The sequence below is a fragment of the Pseudomonas sp. FW305-25 genome (assembly GCF_017351415.1).
GTDB lineage: Bacteria > Pseudomonadota > Gammaproteobacteria > Pseudomonadales > Pseudomonadaceae > Aquipseudomonas > Aquipseudomonas chlororaphis.
In genome coordinates this window covers 27,749-47,954 of sequence record NZ_JACNDE010000034.1, presented here as the reverse complement: position 1 = coordinate 47,954, position 20,206 = coordinate 27,749, and the positions used below count along the sequence as shown (strand labels likewise).

16 protein-coding genes and 1 pseudogene are annotated in these 20,206 nt (G+C 62.5%); 9 read left to right on the top strand and 8 right to left on the bottom strand.

Annotation, left to right across the window (positions count from 1 at the left end; all coding sequences use genetic code 11):
* The first annotated feature begins 41 nt into the window (after positions 1-41).
* Positions 42-1,571: a DHA2 family efflux MFS transporter permease subunit gene (locus J4E58_RS25130; RefSeq protein WP_087091631.1), complete on the top strand. Its 1,530-nt coding sequence runs from the start codon at positions 42-44 to the stop codon at positions 1,569-1,571.
* 158 nt (positions 1,572-1,729) lie between these two features.
* Here J4E58_RS25130 and lpxH read toward each other — a convergent pair whose 3' ends face one another.
* Both lpxH and J4E58_RS25120 read right to left on the bottom strand, forming a co-directional pair.
* Positions 1,730-2,479, bottom strand: coding sequence for a UDP-2,3-diacylglucosamine diphosphatase (lpxH, locus tag J4E58_RS25125; protein WP_007929635.1), 750 nt, complete (start codon positions 2,477-2,479; stop codon positions 1,730-1,732).
* Positions 2,476-2,979 (bottom strand): peptidylprolyl isomerase, encoded by a 504-nt coding sequence (locus J4E58_RS25120; RefSeq protein WP_007929634.1) that lies wholly within the window; start codon positions 2,977-2,979, stop codon positions 2,476-2,478. Before J4E58_RS25120 ends, lpxH begins: the two co-directional genes overlap by 4 nt.
* A 277-nt stretch (positions 2,980-3,256) precedes the next feature.
* On the opposite strand from J4E58_RS25120, the gene J4E58_RS25115 reads away from it, so the two are divergent.
* Both J4E58_RS25115 and cysS read left to right on the top strand, forming a co-directional pair.
* The gene (locus tag J4E58_RS25115; protein ID WP_087091630.1) at positions 3,257-4,954 is read left to right on the top strand and encodes a glutamine--tRNA ligase/YqeY domain fusion protein; all 1,698 of its coding nucleotides are present in this window, start codon (positions 3,257-3,259) and stop codon (positions 4,952-4,954) included.
* 18 nt (positions 4,955-4,972) lie between these two features.
* Entirely contained in the window at positions 4,973-6,355 is a 1,383-nt protein-coding gene (gene cysS / locus J4E58_RS25110; protein ID WP_053261852.1) for a cysteine--tRNA ligase, read from the top strand.
* A 79-nt stretch (positions 6,356-6,434) separates the two neighbouring features.
* On the opposite strand, the gene J4E58_RS25105 is transcribed toward cysS, so the two are convergent.
* On the bottom strand, positions 6,435-8,285 hold the full coding sequence (locus tag J4E58_RS25105; protein WP_087091629.1) for a sigma-54-dependent Fis family transcriptional regulator: 1,851 nt from the start codon (positions 8,283-8,285) through the stop codon (positions 6,435-6,437).
* Positions 8,286-8,579: 294 nt separating this feature from the next.
* Between J4E58_RS25105 and J4E58_RS25100 the strand changes: the two genes are divergently transcribed.
* The 6 genes from J4E58_RS25100 to J4E58_RS25075 are packed head-to-tail and all read left to right on the top strand — an operon-like array spanning position 8,580 to position 14,540.
* On the top strand, positions 8,580-9,674 hold the full coding sequence (locus J4E58_RS25100; RefSeq protein WP_007929624.1) for an ABC transporter ATP-binding protein: 1,095 nt from the start codon (positions 8,580-8,582) through the stop codon (positions 9,672-9,674).
* Positions 9,674-10,789: an ABC transporter ATP-binding protein gene (locus tag J4E58_RS25095; RefSeq protein WP_087091628.1), complete on the top strand. Its 1,116-nt coding sequence runs from the start codon at positions 9,674-9,676 to the stop codon at positions 10,787-10,789. The genes J4E58_RS25100 and J4E58_RS25095 overlap by 1 nt, the downstream gene beginning before the upstream one ends.
* On the top strand, positions 10,786-11,652 hold the full coding sequence (locus tag J4E58_RS25090; RefSeq protein WP_007929620.1) for a carbohydrate ABC transporter permease: 867 nt from the start codon (positions 10,786-10,788) through the stop codon (positions 11,650-11,652). The genes J4E58_RS25095 and J4E58_RS25090 overlap by 4 nt, the downstream gene beginning before the upstream one ends.
* An 11-nt stretch (positions 11,653-11,663) precedes the next feature.
* Positions 11,664-12,464 carry a carbohydrate ABC transporter permease gene (locus tag J4E58_RS25085; protein ID WP_007929618.1) on the top strand — a complete coding sequence of 267 codons (801 nt, stop codon included), beginning with the start codon at positions 11,664-11,666 and terminating at the stop codon, positions 12,462-12,464.
* A 10-nt stretch (positions 12,465-12,474) separates the two neighbouring features.
* Positions 12,475-12,747 (top strand): DUF2160 domain-containing protein, encoded by a 273-nt coding sequence (locus tag J4E58_RS25080; RefSeq protein ID WP_009044596.1) that lies wholly within the window; start codon positions 12,475-12,477, stop codon positions 12,745-12,747.
* Between the two features lie 50 nt (positions 12,748-12,797).
* Positions 12,798-14,540 (top strand): ABC transporter substrate-binding protein, encoded by a 1,743-nt coding sequence (locus J4E58_RS25075; protein ID WP_087091627.1) that lies wholly within the window; start codon positions 12,798-12,800, stop codon positions 14,538-14,540.
* A 178-nt stretch (positions 14,541-14,718) separates the two neighbouring features.
* On the opposite strand, the pseudogene J4E58_RS32120 reads toward J4E58_RS25075, so the two are convergent.
* The 5 genes and pseudogenes from J4E58_RS32120 to nuoK all read right to left on the bottom strand — a co-directional run.
* Positions 14,719-14,803 (bottom strand): annotated as a pseudogene (locus J4E58_RS32120) (transcriptional regulator); the annotation flags it as partial.
* Positions 14,804-14,991: 188 nt separating this feature from the next.
* Positions 14,992-16,455, bottom strand: a complete 1,464-nt coding sequence (nuoN, locus tag J4E58_RS25070) for an NADH-quinone oxidoreductase subunit NuoN (RefSeq protein ID WP_087091626.1) — start codon at positions 16,453-16,455, stop codon at positions 14,992-14,994.
* A gap of 7 nt (positions 16,456-16,462) precedes the next feature.
* A complete protein-coding gene (gene nuoM / locus J4E58_RS25065; RefSeq protein WP_007929612.1) occupies positions 16,463-17,995 on the bottom strand; it encodes an NADH-quinone oxidoreductase subunit M in 1,533 nt (510 codons plus the stop codon).
* Positions 17,996-18,034: 39 nt separating this feature from the next.
* Positions 18,035-19,888 (bottom strand): NADH-quinone oxidoreductase subunit L, encoded by a 1,854-nt coding sequence (gene nuoL, locus J4E58_RS25060; protein WP_007929611.1) that lies wholly within the window; start codon positions 19,886-19,888, stop codon positions 18,035-18,037.
* Positions 19,885-20,193: an NADH-quinone oxidoreductase subunit NuoK gene (gene nuoK, locus J4E58_RS25055; protein WP_085985111.1), complete on the bottom strand. Its 309-nt coding sequence runs from the start codon at positions 20,191-20,193 to the stop codon at positions 19,885-19,887. Before nuoK ends, nuoL begins: the two co-directional genes overlap by 4 nt.
* Positions 20,194-20,206 lie beyond the last annotated feature (13 nt).

Here is a 20,206-nt window from a genome sequence, read left to right as displayed (position 1 = left end):
GTTAGCGGCCGCGGCGTCTGCCTCGCTTCATAGGATTCGCGATGAGCAATAATGCCTCTTTCACGCCGCCCAGCCTGTTGCTCAGCACCATCGGCCTATCGCTGGCGACCTTCATGCAGGTGCTCGACACCACCATCGCCAACGTGGCCTTGCCGACCATCTCGGGCAACCTCGGGGTGAGTTCGGAGCAGGGCACCTGGGTGATCACCTCGTTTGCCGTGAGCAACGCCATCGCCTTGCCACTGACCGGTTGGCTGAGCCGGCGCTTCGGCGAGGTGAAGCTGTTTATCTGGGCCACCCTGCTGTTCGTGCTGGCCTCCTTCCTCTGCGGGATTTCCACCTCCATGCCCGAGCTGGTGGGCTTTCGTGTGCTGCAAGGGGTGGTGGCCGGGCCGTTGTACCCGATGACCCAGACCCTGCTGATCGCGGTCTACCCGCCGGCGAAAAGGGGCATGGCCTTGGCGCTGCTGGCGATGGTCACGGTGGTGGCGCCGATTGCCGGGCCGATTCTCGGCGGCTGGATCACCGACAGTTACAGCTGGCCGTGGATCTTCTTCATCAACGTGCCGATCGGCCTGTTCGCCGCCTGGGTGGTCAGGCAGCAGCTGAAGGCGCGGCCGGTGGTGACCAGTCGCCAGCCGATGGACTACATCGGCCTGCTGAGCCTGATTGTCGGCGTCGGTGCCTTGCAGATCGTGCTCGACAAGGGCAACGACCTGGACTGGTTCGAATCCAACTTCATCGTTATCGGTACGTTGATCTCAGTGATCGCCCTGGCGGTGTTCGTGATCTGGGAAATGACCGACCGCCATCCGGTGGTCAACCTGCGGCTGTTCGCCCACCGCAACTTCCGCATCGGCACCATCGTGCTGGTGGGCGGTTATGCCGGTTTCTTCGGCATCAACCTGATCCTGCCGCAGTGGGTGCAGACCCAGATGGGCTATACCGCGACCTGGGCCGGCCTGTCGGTGGCGCCGATGGGCATCCTGCCGGTGCTGATGTCGCCTTTCGTCGGCAAGTACGCGCACAAGTTCGACCTGCGCTTGCTGGCCGGTCTGGCGTTCCTGGCGATCGGCCTGAGCTGCTTTATGCGCGCCGGGTTCACCAACGAGGTGGACTTCCAGCACATCGCCCTGGTGCAGCTGTTCATGGGTATCGGCGTGGCGCTGTTCTTCATGCCGACCCTGAGCATCCTGATGTCGGACCTGCCGCCGCACCAGATTGCCGATGGCGCCGGCCTGGCCACCTTCCTGCGGACCCTGGGTGGCAGTTTCGCCGCCTCGCTGACCACCTGGATCTGGATCCGCCGGGCGAACGAGCATCATGCCTACATGGGCGAACACATCAGTACCTTCGAACCTGCCACCCGCGATGCCCTGGGCACCTTGGGCGGTGCCAGCAACCAGGCCTACGCGCAACTGGACCAGGTGCTGACCGGCCAGGCGTACATGATGTCCACCGTGGACTACTTCACGCTGCTGGGCTGGAGCTTCATGGCGCTGATCCTGCTGGTGTGGCTGGCCAAGCCACCGTTCACTGCCAAGGCCGGGCCGGCGTCGGCGGGGCATTGAGGGTGCGGTAGGGCAGAGGAATTATCGCGAGCAGGCTCGTTCTTACAAAAAGGTACGTCTTGCTGTAGGAGCGAGCTTGCTCGCGATAGAACGCGCAGCGTTCGCCTGGAAGGCCTCGCAACAAGGCCCTTCGGGCCTTATCGCAGCCTGCGGCGGCGCTACAGGCGGGGCAATGCCTGCTGCGACGGCACGAAGTCGAAAGCCGCCAGCTGGAAGCCCTGTTCATCCACCTGCAAGGCCCAGCCCTGACGGTCCCAGTCCCCCAGCACGATGCGCTTGGCGGCCTGGTCGCCGATCTGCAACTTGTGGATGGCCGGGCGGTGGGTGTGGCCGTGGACCAGGGTCCGCACCTTGAACGCCTGCATGATCCGCGGCACTTCGTCCGGGGTCACGTCGACGATGTCGTTGGCCTTCATGCGGGTTTGCGCGCGGCTTTCATTGCGCAGCTTGCGCGCCAGCTTGTGCCGGGTGCGCAGCGGCAGGTGCCTGAGGATCCACAACGAAACCGGGTTGCGCAGGTAGCGGCGCATGCGCATGTAGGCTTCGTCGCGGGTGCATAGGCTGTCGCCGTGCATCAGCAGCACCGGCTCGCCGTAGAAGTCGACCACGCTCGGGTCCTTGAGCAGGGTCGCGCCCGCGGCTTTGCAGAAGGCCTTGCCGAGCATGAAGTCGCGATTGCCATGCATCAGGAAAACCTGCGTGCCGCTGTCGCTGAGCTCGCGCAGTGCCTGGCAAATGGAAAGCTGGTAGGGGGTCATGGCGTCGTCGCCGATCCAGACCTCGAAGAAATCTCCCAGGATGTACAGCGCTTGCGCCGAGCGGGCACGCCCGCCCAGTAAATCCAGAAACGCCCGGGTAATGTCCGGGCGCTCCTCTTCCAGATGCAAATCTGAAATCAGCAGTATCACTCAACGATCTCGGCTTTCTCGATGATCACGTCTTCTGCCGGTACGTCCTGGTGGCCGGCCTTCATGGTGGTGGCCACGCCTTTGATCTTGTCGACCACTTCGGTGCCGGCGACCACTTTGCCGAATACCGCGTAGCCCCAGCCCTGCACGGTCTTGCCGCTGTGGTTGAGGAAGCTGTTGTCAGCGACGTTGATGAAGAACTGCGCGGAAGCCGAATGCGGCTCCATGGTGCGGGCCATGGCGACGGTGTACTTGTCGTTGGAAAGACCGTTGTCGGCTTCGTTCTGGATGCTTGGACGCTTGTCTTTCTTTTCTTTCATGCCTGGCTCGAAACCGCCGCCCTGGATCATGAAGTTACCGATGACGCGGTGGAATACGGTGTTTTCGTAATGACCGGCTTTAACGTATTCGACGAAGTTGGCCACGGTGACCGGGGCTTTCTCGGCGTTCAGTTCCAGCACGATGTCGCCGTGGTTGGTGGTCAGTTTGACTTGGGTCATGATCGGTACTCTTTATAAGGAGGAGCGTTTTCAAGGAATTCCCGGGTTCCGGGAGGCAGGCCTGGGGCCCGCGGGCCGGAACCGCGCTGGCAAAAATCCGCCAAGGTGCGCAGTTTAGCGTGACGGGCGTGAAATTCGAGGCTGTTTTTTCATTTGCGACGGATTAATCGCGGCAGATTTAAAGCCCGCTCTGTCAGGGGCTTGACCGCATCGGCTATGATATCCGTTTTGATTTATCAGGCCGCACCGGCCGCGCACTTGTACGTTCAAGGATCCTATGAGCAAGCCCACTGTCGACCCTACCTCGAATTCCAAGACCGGACCGGCCGTTCCGGTCAATTTCCTGCGCCCGATCATCCAGGCGGACCTGGACTCGGGTAAGCACACACAGATCGTGACCCGCTTCCCGCCGGAACCCAACGGCTACCTGCACATCGGTCACGCCAAGTCGATCTGCGTGAACTTCGGGCTGGCCCAGGAATTCGGCGGCGTCACCCACCTGCGTTTCGACGACACCAACCCGGCCAAGGAAGACCAGGAATACATCGACGCCATCGAAAGCGACGTCAAGTGGCTGGGCTTCGAGTGGTCCGGTGAAGTGCGCTACGCCTCGCAATACTTCGACCAGTTGCACGAGTGGGCGGTGGAGCTGATCAAGGCGGGCAAGGCCTATGTCGACGACCTGACCCCCGAGCAGGCCAAGGAATACCGTGGCAGCCTGACCGAGCCGGGCAAGAACAGCCCGTTCCGCGATCGCAGCGTCGAAGAGAACCTGGACCTGTTTGCCCGCATGCGCGCTGGCGAATTCCCGGACGGTGCACGTGTGCTGCGGGCCAAGATCGACATGGCCTCGCCGAACATGAACCTGCGCGACCCGATCATGTATCGCATCCGCCATGCGCATCACCACCAGACCGGCGACAAGTGGTGCATCTACCCGAACTACGACTTCACCCACGGTCAGTCGGACGCCATCGAAGGCATCACCCACTCGATCTGCACCCTGGAGTTCGAAAGCCATCGCCCGTTGTACGAATGGTTCCTGGAAAACCTGCCGGTGCCGGCACAGCCGCGCCAGTACGAGTTCAGCCGCCTGAACCTGAACTACACCATCACCAGCAAGCGCAAGCTCAAGCAACTGGTGGACGAGAAGCACGTCAACGGTTGGGACGACCCGCGCATGTCGACCCTGTCGGGCTTCCGTCGTCGTGGCTACACGCCGAAATCCATCCGCAACTTCTGCGAGATGGTCGGCACCAACCGTTCCGACGGCGTGGTGGACTTCGGCATGCTGGAATTCAGCATCCGTGACGACCTCGACCACAGCGCCCCGCGCGCCATGTGCGTGCTGCGTCCGCTGAAGGTGTTGATCACCAACTACCCGCAAGACCAGGTCGAGAACCTCGAACTGCCGCGCCATCCGAAAGAAGACATGGGTGTGCGGGTGCTGCCGTTCGCCCGTGAAATCTACATCGATCGCGACGACTTCATGGAAGAGCCGCCAAAGGGCTACAAGCGCCTGGAACCGGCCGGCGAAGTGCGCCTGCGCGGCAGCTACGTGATCCGCGCCGACGAGGCGATCAAGGACGCCAACGGCAACATCGTCGAGCTGCGTTGCTCGTACGACCCGGACACCCTGGGCAAGAACCCGGAAGGGCGCAAGGTCAAGGGCGTGATCCACTGGGTGCCGGCCGCCGCCAGCGTCGAGTGCGAAGTGCGCCTGTACGATCGCCTGTTCCGTTCGCCGAACCCGGAGAAGGCCGAAGACAGCGCAAGTTTCCTGGACAACATCAACCCTGACTCCCTGCAGGTCCTCACTGGTTGTCGTGCCGAACCCTCGCTGGGCAACGCACAGCCGGAAGACCGTTTCCAGTTCGAGCGCGAAGGTTACTTCTGCGCGGATATCAAGGACTCGAAACCGGGCGCACCGGTATTCAACCGTACCGTGACCCTGCGCGACTCCTGGGGTCAGTGATCAGTTAAGGAACTCCTTGTGCTAACGATCTACAACACGCTCACCAAGAGCAAAGAAGTCTTCAAGCCGCTCGATGGCAACAAGGTGCGCATGTACGTGTGCGGCATGACCGTGTACGACTATTGCCACCTGGGCCACGGCCGCAGCATGGTCGCCTTCGACCTGGTGACCCGCTGGCTGCGCTTCAGCGGCTACGACCTGACCTATGTGCGCAACATCACCGACATCGACGACAAGATCATCAATCGGGCCAATGAGAACGGCGAGTCGTTCGAGGCGTTGACCGAGCGCATGATCGCGGCGATGCACGAAGACGAAGCGCGCCTGAACATCAAGAAGCCGGACATGGAGCCGCGTGCCACCGACCATATCGCCGGCATGCACGCGATGATCCAGACCCTGATCGACAAGGGCTACGCCTACGCGCCGGGCAACGGCGACGTGTACTACCGGGTCGGCAAGTTCCTCGGTTACGGCAAGCTGTCGCGCAAGAAGATCGAAGACCTGCGCATCGGCGCGCGGATCGAAGTCGACGAGTCGAAGCAGGACCCGCTGGACTTCGTGCTGTGGAAAGCCGCCAAGCCGGGCGAGCCGAGCTGGGAATCGCCATGGGGCGCCGGGCGTCCGGGCTGGCACATCGAATGCTCGGTGATGTCGACCTGCTGCCTGGGCGAGACCTTCGACATTCATGGCGGCGGCAGCGACCTCGAGTTCCCGCACCATGAAAACGAGATCGCCCAGAGCGAGGCGGCCACCGGCAAGACCTACGCCAATGCCTGGATGCATTGCGGCATGATCCGCATCAATGGCGAGAAGATGTCCAAGTCCTTGAACAACTTCTTCACCATCCGCGACGTGCTCGACAAATACCATCCGGAAGTGGTGCGTTACCTGTTGGTGTCGAGCCACTACCGCAGCGCGATCAACTACTCGGAAGACAACCTCAAGGACGCCAAGGGCGCCCTGGAGCGTTTCTACCACGCCCTCAAAGGCCTGCCGACTGTACCGGCCGCCGGTGGCGAAGCCTTCGTCGAGCGTTTCACCGAGGTGATGAACGACGACTTCGGCACGCCGGAAGCCTGTGCGGTGCTGTTCGAGATGGTGCGCGAGATCAACCGTCTGCGCGAGAGCGATCTCAATGCGGCGGCCGGTCTGGCGGCGCGCCTGCGGGAGCTGGCGGACGTGCTGGGTGTGCTGCAGCTGGACGCCGACGACTTCCTGCAGGCCGGTGCCGAAGGCCGGGTCGACGCAGCGCAGGTCGAAGCGCTGATCCAGGCGCGCCTGGCGGCCCGGGCCAACAAGGACTGGGCCGAGTCCGACCGCATCCGCGACCAGATCACCGCCATGGGCGTGGTGCTGGAAGACGGCAAGGGTGGGACTACCTGGCGCCTGGCTGACTGATTGCTGTACTGGCGACAAACAGAAACCCGCCTTGTGCGGGTTTTTGTTTGCCTGCCATTCGGGGGCAGGGGGCGGGCAATCAATCCTCCTGCTGGCGCAATCTTTTATAGAGGGTATTGCGACTCACCCCCAGGCGCCGGGCCAATAGGGATATGTTGCCGCCCACGGCCTTGAGCTGGCGGTGCAGGTCGGGGGTGTCTTGCAGGTCGATGTCGCCGGGCGGTTCGTGGCTGGTGGCTGGCTCCATGTCCAGGTCGACAAAAAAGTCGTCCGGCAGGTGCTCGGCGCGGATCGGTTGTTCTTCGGCCATGGCCAGCGCCACCTGCATCACACTGCTGACCTGGCGCAGGTTGCCCGGCCAGGGATGGCGCTCGAACAGTTCCTGGACATCGCGGCTGAGCCCGGCCCATTGGCCGGACTCGCGGTGTTGCTCCCAGATACGCTTGAACAGCGCCTGTTTGTCGCTGCGTTCGCGCAGGGGCGGCAACTCCAGGGTCAGGCCGCCGATGCGGTAATACAGGTCCTCGCGGAAACGCCCGAGTTGTACCTGTTCGCGCAGGGAGCGGTTGGTCGCCGAGATGATGCGGATGTCCACCGGGAACAGCTCGCTGCTGCCCACCGGTTGCACGCAACGCTCTTGCAGCACACGCAACAGGCGGGCCTGGGTCGGCAAGGGCATGTCGCCGATTTCGTCGAGGAACAGCGTGCCTTTGTCGGCCTTGCGGATCAGGCCGATGCTGCCTTTCTGGCTGGCGCCGGTGAAGGCGCCTTTCTCGTAGCCGAACAACTCGGACTCCACCAGTTCGGCGGGGATCGCCGCGCAGTTGACGGCAATGAACGCCTGTTTGCTCCGCGAGCTGGCTTGATGCAGGGCCTTGACGAAAACTTCCTTGCCGACGCCGGTTTCGCCGTGGATCAGCAGCGGAATGTCCTTTTCCAGCAGCCGTTCGGCCTGGCGCACGGCCTTCTCCACCCGGCTGTCGCCGAAGTGCAGGGTGTTCAGGCTGATGGCATCTGTGTTGGCGGGAGCCGGACGGGAAGGTGGCTCGACGAAGACTCGGGCCTGGATCGGCATCTGCCTTGGACGCTTGAGCAGGCAATGGAAGCGGTTGCGACCGGCGGCCTGCAGGGCGAAGGGCAGGCCTTCGGGCTGGTTGAGCAATTCCAGCAGGGAGACCTTGAACAGGCTTTCGATGCCGACCCGCGACAGGCTGATGCCCAGCAGGTTGTCGGCGCGGCGGTTGGCCGAAAGCACCTGGCCGCTGTCATCGAAGATCAGCAAGCCGGCCCACTGGCTGTCGAGGTTGTTCAGGCCGGTGTTGAAGGTCAGCTGGAAATGCCGGCCTTGGAACAGGTTGAGGATCAGCCGGTTCTCCACGGTCTGGCTCATCATCTTGACCATGCCCAGGGTATGGGAGGGCGGCAGGTAGCTGTCGCTGGAAACGTCCAGCACCGCGATCACCCGGCGCTCGGCATCGAAGATCGGCGCGGCCGAGCCGGTCATGAAGCGGTTGGCCTTGAGAAAGTGTTCATCGTGCTCGATATGCACCGCCTGTTCGCAAGCCAGGGCGGTGCCGATGGCGTTAGTCCCACTGCAGTGTTCCAGCCAGCTGGCGCCGGCGCTGAAACCACGGGCCAGGCTCGGCTGGATAAAACGCTGGGTGCCCCAGGACGTCAGCACCTGGCCCTGGTTGTCGGCGAGCATGATCAGGCAATTGGAGTTGCTGAGGATGTTCTCGTAGTAGGGCAGGACTTCCTGGTGGGTGGTCTGCACCAGGGCATGCTGGCTCTCCAGCAACTGGGCGATGCGCTCGGCGGGCAGTTGGTCGAAGGCGGGCGCGCTCTGGTGGCTGAGGCCAAAGGCCCGGCAGCGACTCCAGGAGTCCTTGATGATGGTCTCGTGAGACAGCGGTGAGGCAGGTGCGCTCATGGCGGTAGGTCTCTGAAAACGCTTTTATTGTTGTTATTGGCCTATGCCCGGGACTGTGGCGTTTACGGGCAAAAGCGTCCATCCAGTGTTGTTCACTCTTGTTCATTGTCAACCGCCGGACTGTTCAGTTGTTCAGTGCGGGTTGTTCATTTCTGTTCAGCTGTGAACCTTCCAATAGCCTGTCTTTTAATAAATATCAGGCTTATCAGTGGCTTGGTTTGCTGCCGCGGTTCTGGCACGAAAGTCGCTCTGCTGCTCCGGTCGCTTGACTCCAATAATAAAAAAGGCCGAGCCATGTCATTAACGCTGGAGCATGTCAGTCGTGTCGTCGAGGGCCAGACCTGGATCGATGACATCTCGCTGCGCTTTGAACCCGGTTCCTTCAATGTCCTGCTGGGGCGCACGCTGTCCGGCAAGACCAGCCTGATGCGCCTGATCGCCGGGCTCGACAAGCCCGCCAGCGGGCGCATCCTGATGAACGGCGTGGACGTCACCGGGCGCCCGGTGCGGCTGCGCAACGTGTCGATGGTCTATCAGCAGTTCATCAACTACCCGACCATGACCGTGTTCGAGAATATCGCCTCGCCGCTGCGCCAGGCCGGCGTTTCGGCGCAACTGATCGAGAGCAAGGTGCTGGAGACGGCGAAGATGCTGCGGATCGAGAAGTTCCTGCAGCGCCATCCGCTGGAGCTGTCCGGCGGCCAGCAGCAGCGCACGGCGATGGCCCGGGCGCTGGTCAAGGATGCCGAGCTGATCCTGTTCGACGAGCCGCTGGTCAACCTCGACTACAAGCTGCGCGAAGAGCTGCGCCAGGAGATGCGCGAGCTGTTCCAGGCCCGCCACACCATCGCCATCTATGCCACCACCGAGCCCAACGAGGCGCTGGCCCTGGGCGGCACCACCACCATCCTCCACGAGGGGCGCCTGGTGCAGAGCGGCAAGACCGCCGAGGTCTATCACCAGCCCCAGACGGTGCTGGCTGCCGAGCTGTTCTCCGAACCGCCGATCAACCTGATGCCGGGGCGCATCGCCGGCAATGAAGTGAGCTTCGCCAATTTCGTGCACTTTCCGCTGAACGTCGATCTGCGCCCGGTCGGCGAGGGCGAGTTCCGCTTCGGCGTGCGGCCCAGCCATATCTCCCTGGTACCGAGCAACGACGACGACCTGGAGCTGGCGGTGACCGTCGAGGTGGCGGAAATCAGCGGCTCGGAAACCTTCCTGCATGTGCGCAACGAACAATTCCTATTGGTGCTGCACCTGCCCGGCGTGCACGAATACGACGTCGACGCGCCGATCCGCATTTATATCCCCACCCACAAACTGTTCGTCTTCGATGCCCAGGGCCGTCTGGTCCAGGCACCGGGGCGGCGCGTCGCGAGGGTTGCCTGATGGCCGAGATCCGTTTGCACAACCTCGCCCACAGTTACACCAGTACCCCGGCCGGTCCCGAGGACTATGCGATCCGCGAGATGAACCACGTCTGGGAGCAGGGCGGCGCCTATGCCTTGCTCGGGCCGTCCGGCTGCGGCAAGTCGACCTTGCTCAACATCATTTCCGGGCTGCTCAGCCCTTCCCAGGGGCAGGTGCTGTTCGATACCCGGGTGGTCAACGAGCTGACTCCCGAGAAGCGCAACATCGCCCAGGTTTTCCAGTTCCCGGTGGTCTACGACACCATGACGGTGTTCGACAACCTGGCCTTTCCGCTGCGCAACCAGGGCCTGGCCGAGGCCAGGGTGCACAGCAAGGTGCAGGAGATCGCCGAGGTCCTCGACTTGCAGGCGCTGCTGAACAAGAAGGCGCGCAACCTCAGCGCCGACGAAAAGCAGAAGGTTTCCATGGGCCGCGGCCTGGTGCGCGACGACGTATCGGCGATCCTGTTCGACGAGCCGCTGACGGTGATCGACCCGCACTTGAAGTGGAAGCTGCGGCGCAAGCTCAAGCAGATCCACGAGCAGTTCAACATCACCATGGTCTACGTCACCCACGACCAGCTCGAAGCCTCGACCTTCGCCGACAAGATCGCGGTGATGTACGGCGGGCAGATCGTCCAGTTCGGTACCCCGCGGGAGCTGTTCGAGCGGCCGAGCCACACCTTTGTCGGCTACTTCATCGGCAGCCCGGGGATGAACCTGATCGAGGTCCGGGCAGAGGCCGGCGGTGTCAGGTTCGCCGGCACCCACCTGCCATTACCTGAAGCCTTGCAGCAGCGAATCGCCGAGATCGATTACCAGAGCCTGAAAGTCGGCATTCGCCCGGAGTTCATCCATGTCTGGGACGAGCCTTACGAGGAGGCGCTGCAGGCCGACGTGGTCCACATCGAGGACCTGGGTACCTACAAGATCATGACCCTGAACCTCGACGGCGCGGTCTTGAAAGTGCGGCTGGCCGAAGACAAACCGGTGCCGCAGGGCAGGGCCTGCATCAGCTTCCCAGCGCAGTGGCTGATGGTCTACGCCGACGAATACCTGCTGGAGGCCCACGCCACGAACGAGGTTCAGCCATGAACAAAGTGCAGAACAACAAAGCCTGGTGGCTGGTATTGCCGGTGTTCCTGCTGGTGGCCTTCAGTGCGGTGATCCCGATGATGACCGTGGTCAACTATTCGGTGCAGGACATTTTCGACCAGTCCAGCCGCTATTTCGTCGGCGCCGACTGGTACCGCCAGGTGCTGCTCGACCCGCGCCTGCACGACTCGCTGCTGCGCCAGTTCATCTATTCGGCCTGCGTGCTGCTGATCGAAATCCCCTTGGGCATCGCCATCGCCCTGACCATGCCGAGCAAGGGGCGCTGGTCGTCGGTGGTGCTGATCATCCTCGCCATTCCGCTGCTGATCCCGTGGAACGTGGTGGGCACCATCTGGCAGATCTTCGGTCGCGCCGACATCGGCCTGATGGGCTCGGCGCTGAATGCCCTGGGCATCGATTACAACTACGCGGCCAACACCATGGATGCCTGGGTCACGGTGCTGGTGATGGACGTGTGGCACTGGACCTCGCTGGTGGCGCTGCTCTGCTTTTCGGGGCTGCGGGCGATCCCGGACGTGTATTACCAGGCGGCGCGCATCGACCGGGCGTCGAACTGGGCGGTGTTCCGCCATATCCAGTTGCCGAAGATGAAAAGCGTGCTGCTGATCGCGGTGATGCTGCGCTTCATGGACAGCTTCATGATCTACACCGAGCCGTTCGTGCTCACCGGCGGCGGGCCCGGCAACGCCACGACTTTCCTCAGCCAGACCCTGACCCAGATGGCCATAGGTCAGTTCGACCTGGGCCCGGCCGCGGCGTTCTCCCTGGTGTACTTCCTGATCATCCTGCTGGTGTCCTGGCTGTTCTACACCGCCATGACCCACTCCGACGCCAATCGCTGAGGACGGCCGCCATGACCAAGCGCAAGCTGATACCGCTGCTGATCTACATCCTGTTCCTGCTGGTGCCGATCTACTGGTTGCTGAACATGTCGTTCAAGAGCAACAACGAGATCCTCGGCAGCCTGACCCTGTGGCCCCAGGACTTCACCTGGCACAACTACAAGGTGATCTTCACCGACCCCAGCTGGTACACCGGCTACCTCAACTCGCTGTATTACGTCAGCCTGAACACGGTGATTTCCCTGAGCGTGGCGCTGCCGGCGGCCTACGCCTTTTCGCGCTACCGCTTCCTCGGCGACAAGCACCTGTTCTTCTGGCTGCTGACCAACCGCATGGCGCCGCCGGCGGTATTCCTGCTGCCGTTTTTCCAGCTGTATTCGTCCATCGGCCTGTTCGATACGCACATTGCCGTGGCCCTGGCCCACTGCCTGTTCAACGTGCCGCTGGCGGTGTGGATTCTCGAAGGCTTCATGTCCGGGGTGCCGAAGGAAATCGACGAGACCGCCTACATCGATGGCTACAGCTTTCCCAAATTCTTCGTGAAGATCTTCGTCCCGCTGATCGGCTCGGGGATCGGTGTGACGGCGTTCTTCTGCTTCATGTTTTCCTGGGTCGAACTGTTGCTGGCGCGGACTTTGACCTCGGTGAACGCCAAGCCGATCGCCGCGGTGATGACCCGCACCGTGTCCGCCTCCGGTATCGACTGGGGCGTGCTGGCGGCCGCCGGGGTGCTGACCATTCTGCCGGGCATGCTGGTGATCTGGTTTGTTCGCAACCATGTGGCCAAGGGCTTTGCCCTGGGCCGGGTATGAGGAACCGTTGATGGAATGGATGAACTGGACCGCCCCGACGGCGGCATTCTTCGGTGTCATTGCCTTGATCCTGCTGGGCATGACCACTTGGGAGCTGCGTTCGCCGAGCATCCCTCGGCGCGGCTTCCTGCCGATTGCCACCACCCGTGGCGATCGTCTGTTTATCGGTCTTCTCGGCAGCGCCTACCTGCATCTGCTGGTAATCGGCGCCACCGACTGGAGCATCTGGGTGGCGTTCGTGCTGTCCCTGGTGTGGCTGTTGGCTGTGATGCGTTGGGGCTAGCCGGGCGCGTGCGCGGCGGTCCTGCTTCGAAATTCAACCGGGAGGTCTCTATGTTCGACAAAAACAATAAGCTGCGACATAGCGTTTCATTGGCGGCCATGCTGGCATTGAGCGGCCTGAGCGCGACGGCCTGGGCCGACGCCTATGAGGACGCCGCGAAAAAATGGATCGGCAGCGAGTTCAAGCCATCCACCCTGACCGCGGAGCAACAGCTGGAAGAGCTGAAGTGGTTCATCAAGGCGTCCGAGCCGTTTCGCGGGATGAAGATCAACGTGGTCTCGGAAACCATCGCCACCCATGAATACGAGTCCAAGGTGCTGGCCAAGGCTTTCAGCGAAATCACCGGGATCAAGCTGACCCACGACCTGCTGCAGGAAGGCGACGTGGTGGAGAAGCTGCAGACCCAGATGCAGTCGGATAAGAATATCTATGACGGCTGGGTCAACGACTCCGACCTGATCGGCACGCACTTTCGTTATGGCAAGACCGAATCCATCACCGACCTGATGGCCAACGAAGGCAAGGACTACACCTCGCCGACCCTGGACATCAAGGACTTCATCGGCATTTCCTTCACCACCGCGCCGGACGGCAAGATCTATCAACTGCCCGACCAGCAGTTCGCCAACCTGTACTGGTTCCGCGCCGACTGGTTCGAGCGGGCCGACCTGAAAGCCAAGTTCAAGGAGAAGTACGGCTACGAGCTGGGTGTGCCGGTGAACTGGTCGGCCTATGAGGACATCGCCAAGTTCTTCAGCGAGGACGTCAAGGAGATCGACGGCAAGCGGGTCTACGGGCATATGGACTACGGCAAGAAGGACCCGTCCCTGGGTTGGCGCTTCACCGATGCCTGGTTCTCCATGGCCGGCGGCGGCGACAAGGGCTTGCCCAACGGTTTGCCGGTGGACGAGTGGGGGATCCGCGTCGAGGATTGCCATCCGGTGGGCTCCAGCGTGACCCGCGGCGGCGACACCAACGGCCCGGCGGCGGTGTTCGCCACCACCAAATACGTCGACTGGATGAAAAAGTACGCGCCACCGGAAGCGGCGGGCATGACCTTCTCCGAGTCCGGGCCGGTGCCGTCCCAGGGCAATATCGCCCAGCAGATCTTCTGGTACACCGCGTTCACCGCCGACATGACCAAGCCGGGCCTGGCGGTGATGAACGCCGACGGCACGCCGAAATGGCGCATGGCGCCGTCGCCGCGTGGACCGTACTGGGAAGAGGGCATGAAGCTGGGCTATCAGGACGTGGGTTCCTGGACCTTCATGAAGTCCACCCCGGAGAAGCAGAAACTCGCGGCCTGGCTCTATGCCCAGTTCGTGACCTCGAAAACCGTGTCGCTGAAGAAAACCATCGTCGGCCTGACACCGATCCGCGAGTCGGACATCAACTCCCAGGCGATGACCGACCTGGCGCCGAAGCTCGGTGGCCTGGTGGAGTTCTATCGCAGCCCGGCCCGGGTGCAGTGGACGCCGACCGGCACCAACGTGCCGGACTATCCACGCCTGGCGCAGTTGTGGTGGAGCCATATCGCCGAAGCCGCCAGCGGCGAGAAAACCCCGCAACAGGCGCTCGATGGCCTGGCCAAGGACCAGGACGCGATCATGACCCGGCTCGAGCGCTCGAAAGCCCAGGCCACTTGCGCACCGAAAATGAACCCCGAGCGCGACGCGCAATACTGGTTTGACCAGCCGGGCGCGCCGAAACCGAAACTGGCCAACGAGAAACCCAAGGGGGAAACCGTGAGCTACAGCGAGCTGCTCAAGTCGTGGGAGGCAGCGCGCAAATAAGGTTGTGGATCGGTAATGCGCAACGGCACCTTCGGGTGCCGTTTTTTTCGAGGCGCGCGATGATTGCGTTGTCGCTTTCGCGAGCAAGCCTACCCTGGCTGCTTCGTGGCGCAGGTGCCGACGGTCTTCAGTTCTGTAGGTGTAGAGGGTTGCCGCTCGATTGCTCGCGACAGCGTCCTGGTGGGTAGTGTGATCCTGCCGTGGCGTTCATCTGCCAGCGCTTCAAGGCCTTCGATCAACTCGGAAAAGATGTCTCGTCTCATCGTCTTTCCTTGCCTCTATTTGAGTGTGGCGTGTGGAGTTCACTTTAAAGCCAGGCACAGTTCGGGTATGTCAGGCATCACGGATTTGCTTGAAGGGCAATTCGCAGGGTAGGGGAGGGCCGTTCCCATAAATGCAAAACGGCGCCCGAAGGCGCCGTCTTGTTTTACTGCGGATCGTTCTTGAGTGATCAGCCCGCCAGACCGGATTGCTGGACCAGGATCAGCAGCGGTTGTGGGTAGATGCCGAGGAAGAACGCCAGGACCGCGATGGCCAGCAGCATCACGCCGCCGGCTTTCTGTTCCCAGTGCAGCTGGGCGTCGACGCGGCGCAGGTTCGGCTCGATCAGGTACAGGGTGACCATGACGCGCAGGTAGTAGAACACGCCGATGGCGCTGCCCAGGACCAGGGAGCCGACCAGCCACCATTGGTGCGCTTCGACACCGGTGGCGATGATGTAGAACTTGCCGATGAAGCCCGCGGTCAGCGGGATGCCGGCCAGGGACAGCATCATCACGGTGAGTACGGCGGTCAGGTACGGACGGCGCCAGAACAGGCCGCGGTACTCGTACAGGGCATCCGCGTCGCGACCCTTGTAAGGCGAGGACATCAGGGTGATCACGCCGAAGGCGCCGAGGCTGGTGATCACGTAGGTGACCAGGTAGACGCCGATGGCTTCCATCGCCAGGCCTTTGCTCGCCACCAGGGCGATCAGCAGGTAACCGAAGTGGGCGATGGAGGAGTAACCCAGCAGACGCTTGAGGTTGCTCTGGGTCAGCGCCAGCAGGTTACCGAACAGGATCGAGGCAATCGCGATCAGGGTCAGTACGGTGTTCAGGACACCGCTGCTGGCCACCGGCGAGATCTGGAACAGGCGCACCATCACCGCGAATACCGCCACCTTGCTCGCGGTGGCCAGGAAGGCCGCCACAGGCGCCGGGGCCCCTTCGTAGACGTCCGGGGTCCACAGGTGGAAGGGTACCAGCGACAGCTTGAATGCCAGGCCGATCAGCATCATGCCCAGGCCCAGTTGGGCCAGCGGGCTAGGCAGGCCGGTCGCGGCCAGGGCCTGACCGATGCCGTTGAAGCTCAGGCTGCCGGCTTCGGCGTAGAGCAGGGCCATGCCGAACAGCAGGAACGCGGAACCGGCGGCCGACAGCACCATGTACTTGATGCCGGCTTCCAGCGAGCGCTTGTTGAAGAAGGCATAAGCCACCAGGCCGTAGACCGGTACCGAGAGCAGCTCCAGGCCGATGAACAAGCCGGCCAGGTGCTGCGCGCTGACCAGAACCAGGCCACCGGCGGCGGCCATCAGGATCAGCAGGTACAGTTCTTCGCGGTTGCCCGGGTAACCGGTGCCGCCGTCGCCCAGGTAGGCATGGGCGAGGGTGACGCAGGCCAGGGTGGCCACCAGGATCAGCGCCATGTACAGGCAGGCGAACTGGTCGATTTGCAGCAATGGAGTCACCGCCAGAGGGGTGACTTTCAGGGCCGGGAGGATCGACAGCAACGCCAGGTTCAGACCGGCGACCGACAGCAGGAAGGTTTGCGAATGGTTGCGACGCCAGGCGATAGCCAGCATCACCACAATGATGGTGAGGCTGGTGATCAACAGCGGCGCAAGCGCGATAAAGTGTTGAATCGTAAAGTCCATAGCGCTCTTACCGGGCCGAAGCGAGTTGAGTGAAGGCGGTGCCGAGCCATTGCTGCACGCCACTCATGGTGGCGGCAGAGGTATCGAGGAACGGTTGCGGGTAGATGCCGATGTAAATCAGCAGCGCCGCCAGTCCGACCACCATGATCAGTTCGCGAGCATCCATGCCGTGCAGGACCGCGTCCGACTTGGCGGGGCCGAAGTAGGCACGGTGAATCATGATCAGCGAATAGACCGAACCGAACACCAGGCCGGACGTCGCGAGCACGGTGACCCATGGGGCACGGGCGAAGGTGCCGATCAGGATCAGGAATTCGCCGACGAAGTTACCGGTCGCCGGCAAGCCCAGCGAGGCCGCGGCGAAGAACAGGCTGATGGCTGGCAGGTAGGCGATCTTCGACCACAGGCCGCCCATTTCACGCATGTCGCGGGTGTGGGTGCGTTCGTACAACTGGCCGCACAGGATAAAGAGTGCCGCCGCCGACAGGCCGTGCGCGAGCATCTGGATCACCGCGCCCTGCAGGGCCAGCTGGCTGCCGGAGTAGATACCGATCAGCACGAAGCCCATGTGCGAAACGCTGGAAAATGCCACCAGGCGCTTGATGTCGGTCTGGGCGAAGGCCAGGAAGGCACCGTAGAAGATCCCGATCAGACCCAGGGTCATGGCGATCGGCGCGAACTCGGCCGAGGCATTCGGGAACAGCGGCAGGGCGAAACGCAGCAGGCCGTAGGCCGCGGTCTTCAGCAAGATACCGGCGAGGTCCACGGAGCCCGCGGTCGGTGCCTGGGCGTGGGCATCGGGCAGCCAGGAGTGGAACGGCACCACCGGCAATTTCACCGCGAAGGCGATGAAGAAGCCGAGCATCAGCACGTACTCGGTGGTGGTCGACATCTTGGTCTTCAACAGGTCGGCGTAGTTGAAGGTGATCACGCCGGTGTCGTTGAAGTTGACCAGCACCAGACCGAGGATCGCCACCAGCATGATCAGGCCGGAAGCCTGAGTGAAGATGAAGAACTTGGTCGCGGCGTAGATCCGGGTTTTCTTGCCGTCCGAAGAACTGTGACCCCAGAGCGCGATGAGGAAGTACATCGGCACCAGCATCATTTCCCAGAAGAAGAAGAACATGAACAGGTCGAGGGCGAGGAACACGCCGACGACACCGCCCAGGATCCACATCAGGTTCAGGTGGAAGAAACCCACGTGACGCTGGATCTCTTTCCAGGAACACAGGACGGACAGCACGCCCAGGAGGCCGGTCAGCAGGATCATCAACAGCGACAGGCCATCGAGGGCCAGGTGCACGTTGATGCCGAAGCGCTCGATCCAGACGTGCTTGAACTCCAGGGTCCAGGTCGGATCGGCGCCAGGTGCCGGAGCGAATGAATAGTCGCCATGGGCCCACAGCCAGAGGCCGAGAGCGAGTTCCAGGGACATGGTCAGCAGCGCAATCCAGCGGGGGAGGGTGGCGCCGAAGCGCTCACCCATCCAGCACAGCAGGCCGCCGATGAAGGGGATCAGGATTAGCCAAGGCAGAATCATGACGGGCTCAATTCCTTTCGCAAGTTCGCAAGGTTCATATCAGACCGCTACCAGCACGACGGCGCCGATAACCAGCACGGCACCAGCAGCCATCGAGGCGGCGTACCAACGCAGTTGACCGGTTTCCGTACGGCTCAAGGAGTTGTGGCCCCCTTTGGCCAGGCGCGGGATCAGACCGATGGTCTGGTCGAGCGGGTCTTTGCGCAGTACATGGCTGATCGCCAGATATGGCTTGACGAACAGTTTGTCGTAGATCCAGTCGAAGCCCCAGGCAGCGAACCACCAGGCCGAGAGGATGCGGCCGATGCCGCTGTTGGCGACGGCGGTAACGAAGCGACGCTTGCCGAGGAACAGCAGCGCGGCCAGCAGGATACCGGCGATGGCGATGGCGCCCGACGCCAGTTCCAGGCTGTGCTTGGCTTCGCCACCGGCATGGCCGACGCTTTGCGGCAGTACGCCGTGCAGCGGTGGAGTGATCATGGCGCCGACGGCGGTCGACAGAATGATCAGCACCGACAGCGGCAGCCAGTGGCTGATGCCATGGCCGGCATGGGCTTCGGTCTTGGCTTCACCGTGGAAGGTGATGAAGATCAGGCGGAAGGTGTACAGCGAGGTCATGAAGGCCCCCACCAGACCGGCATACAGCAGGCCGTGGTTACCGCTGGCGAAGGCTTCCCAGAGGATCTCGTCCTTGGAGTAGAAACCGGCGGTGACCAGTGGCAGGGCCGCAAGGGCCGCGCCGCCGACGATGAAGCTGGCGTAGGCCAGTGGCAGTTTCTTCCACAAGCCGCCCATCTTGAAGATGTTCTGCTCGTGGTGACAGGCAACGATCACCGCACCGGAGGCAAGGAACAGCAGGGCCTTGAAGAAGGCGTGGGTCATCAGGTGGAAGATCGCGCCATCCCAGGCGCCAACGCCCAGGGCCAGGAACATGTAGCCGATCTGGCTCATGGTCGAGTAGGCGAGAATCCGCTTGATGTCGGTCTGGACCAGCGCGGCGAAGCCGGCCAGGACCAGGGTCACGCCACCGACGACGCCCACCAGGTGCAGGATATCCGGCGCCAGGGCGAACAGACCGTGGGTACGGGCGATCAGGTAGACACCGGCGGTCACCATGGTTGCGGCGTGGATCAGTGCCGAAACCGGAGTAGGACCGGCCATCGCGTCCGCCAGCCAGGTCTGCAGCGGCAGCTGGGCGGATTTACCGACCGCGCCACCCAGCAGCATCAGGGTCGCCAGGACGATCCAGAAGTCGCCGGCCTGGAACTTCGCAGGCGCCGCGACCAGCAGTTGTTGGATATTCAGGGTGCCCAGCTGCTGGAACAGGATGAACAGGCCGATGGCCATGAACACGTCGCCGATGCGGGTGACGATAAAGGCCTTGAGTGCCGCGTTACCGTTGTTGCGGTTGCTGTAGTAGAAACCGATCAGCAGGTACGAGCACAGGCCCACGCCTTCCCAGCCGAAGTACAGGAACAACAGGTCATCGCCGAGCACCAGGAACAGCATGCTGGCGATGAACAGGTTGGTATAGGCGAAGAAGCGCGAGTAACCGTCTTCACCGCGCATGTACCAGGACGCGAACAGGTGGATCAGGAAGCCCACGCCCACCACCACGCCGAGCATGGTCACGGACAGGCCATCCAGATACAGGGCGAAGGTCGGCTTGAAGTCACCTACGGTCATCCACTGCCACAGCACCTGGGTGTAGTGGCCACCTTCCGGCGGGGCGACGTTGAATTGCCAGATCACATAAGCCGCGACAATCGCCGACAGGCCAACGGAGCCGACACCGATCAGGGCGGCGAGGTTTTCCGAGAGGCGTCCACGGGAGAACGACAGCAGCAGGAAACCGATCAGGGGGAACAGGAAAGTCAGATAGAGAAGGTTCATCCGCGCATCTCGCTGGCAGCGTCGATATCGAGAGTGTGGAAGCGGCGATACAGCTGCAACAGGATCGCCAGGCCAATACTGGCCTCGGCGGCTGCCAGGCTGATCACCAGGATGAACATGATCTGTCCATCCGGCTGCGCCCATCTGGCACCTGCGACGATGAAGGCCAGGGCGGAGGCGTTCATCATCACTTCCAGGCTCATCAGCACGAAGAGAATGTTGCGGCGCACCATCAGGCCGACCAGGCCAAGGCAGAACAGGATGCCGGCAACGGCCAGGCCATGCTCCAGAGGGATAGTTCCGATCGTAGGCATGTTC

Coding starts and splice junctions, on each gene's coding strand:
- J4E58_RS25105 (WP_087091629.1), bottom strand. CDS start 8,285: ATGAGCGCACCTGCCTCACCGCTGTCTCACGAGACCATCATCAAGGAC.
- J4E58_RS25075 (WP_087091627.1), top strand. CDS start 12,798: ATGTTCGACAAAAACAATAAGCTGCGACATAGCGTTTCATTGGCGGCC.
- J4E58_RS25130 (WP_087091631.1), top strand. CDS start 42: ATGAGCAATAATGCCTCTTTCACGCCGCCCAGCCTGTTGCTCAGCACC.
- J4E58_RS25120 (WP_007929634.1), bottom strand. CDS start 2,979: ATGACCCAAGTCAAACTGACCACCAACCACGGCGACATCGTGCTGGAA.
- J4E58_RS25090 (WP_007929620.1), top strand. CDS start 10,786: ATGAACAAAGTGCAGAACAACAAAGCCTGGTGGCTGGTATTGCCGGTG.
- J4E58_RS25085 (WP_007929618.1), top strand. CDS start 11,664: ATGACCAAGCGCAAGCTGATACCGCTGCTGATCTACATCCTGTTCCTG.
- nuoN (WP_087091626.1), bottom strand. CDS start 16,455: ATGGACTTTACGATTCAACACTTTATCGCGCTTGCGCCGCTGTTGATC.
- nuoL (WP_007929611.1), bottom strand. CDS start 19,888: ATGAACCTTCTCTATCTGACTTTCCTGTTCCCCCTGATCGGTTTCCTG.
- nuoM (WP_007929612.1), bottom strand. CDS start 17,995: ATGATTCTGCCTTGGCTAATCCTGATCCCCTTCATCGGCGGCCTGCTG.
- J4E58_RS25095 (WP_087091628.1), top strand. CDS start 9,674: ATGGCCGAGATCCGTTTGCACAACCTCGCCCACAGTTACACCAGTACC.
- J4E58_RS25080 (WP_009044596.1), top strand. CDS start 12,475: ATGGAATGGATGAACTGGACCGCCCCGACGGCGGCATTCTTCGGTGTC.
- J4E58_RS25115 (WP_087091630.1), top strand. CDS start 3,257: ATGAGCAAGCCCACTGTCGACCCTACCTCGAATTCCAAGACCGGACCG.
- J4E58_RS25100 (WP_007929624.1), top strand. CDS start 8,580: ATGTCATTAACGCTGGAGCATGTCAGTCGTGTCGTCGAGGGCCAGACC.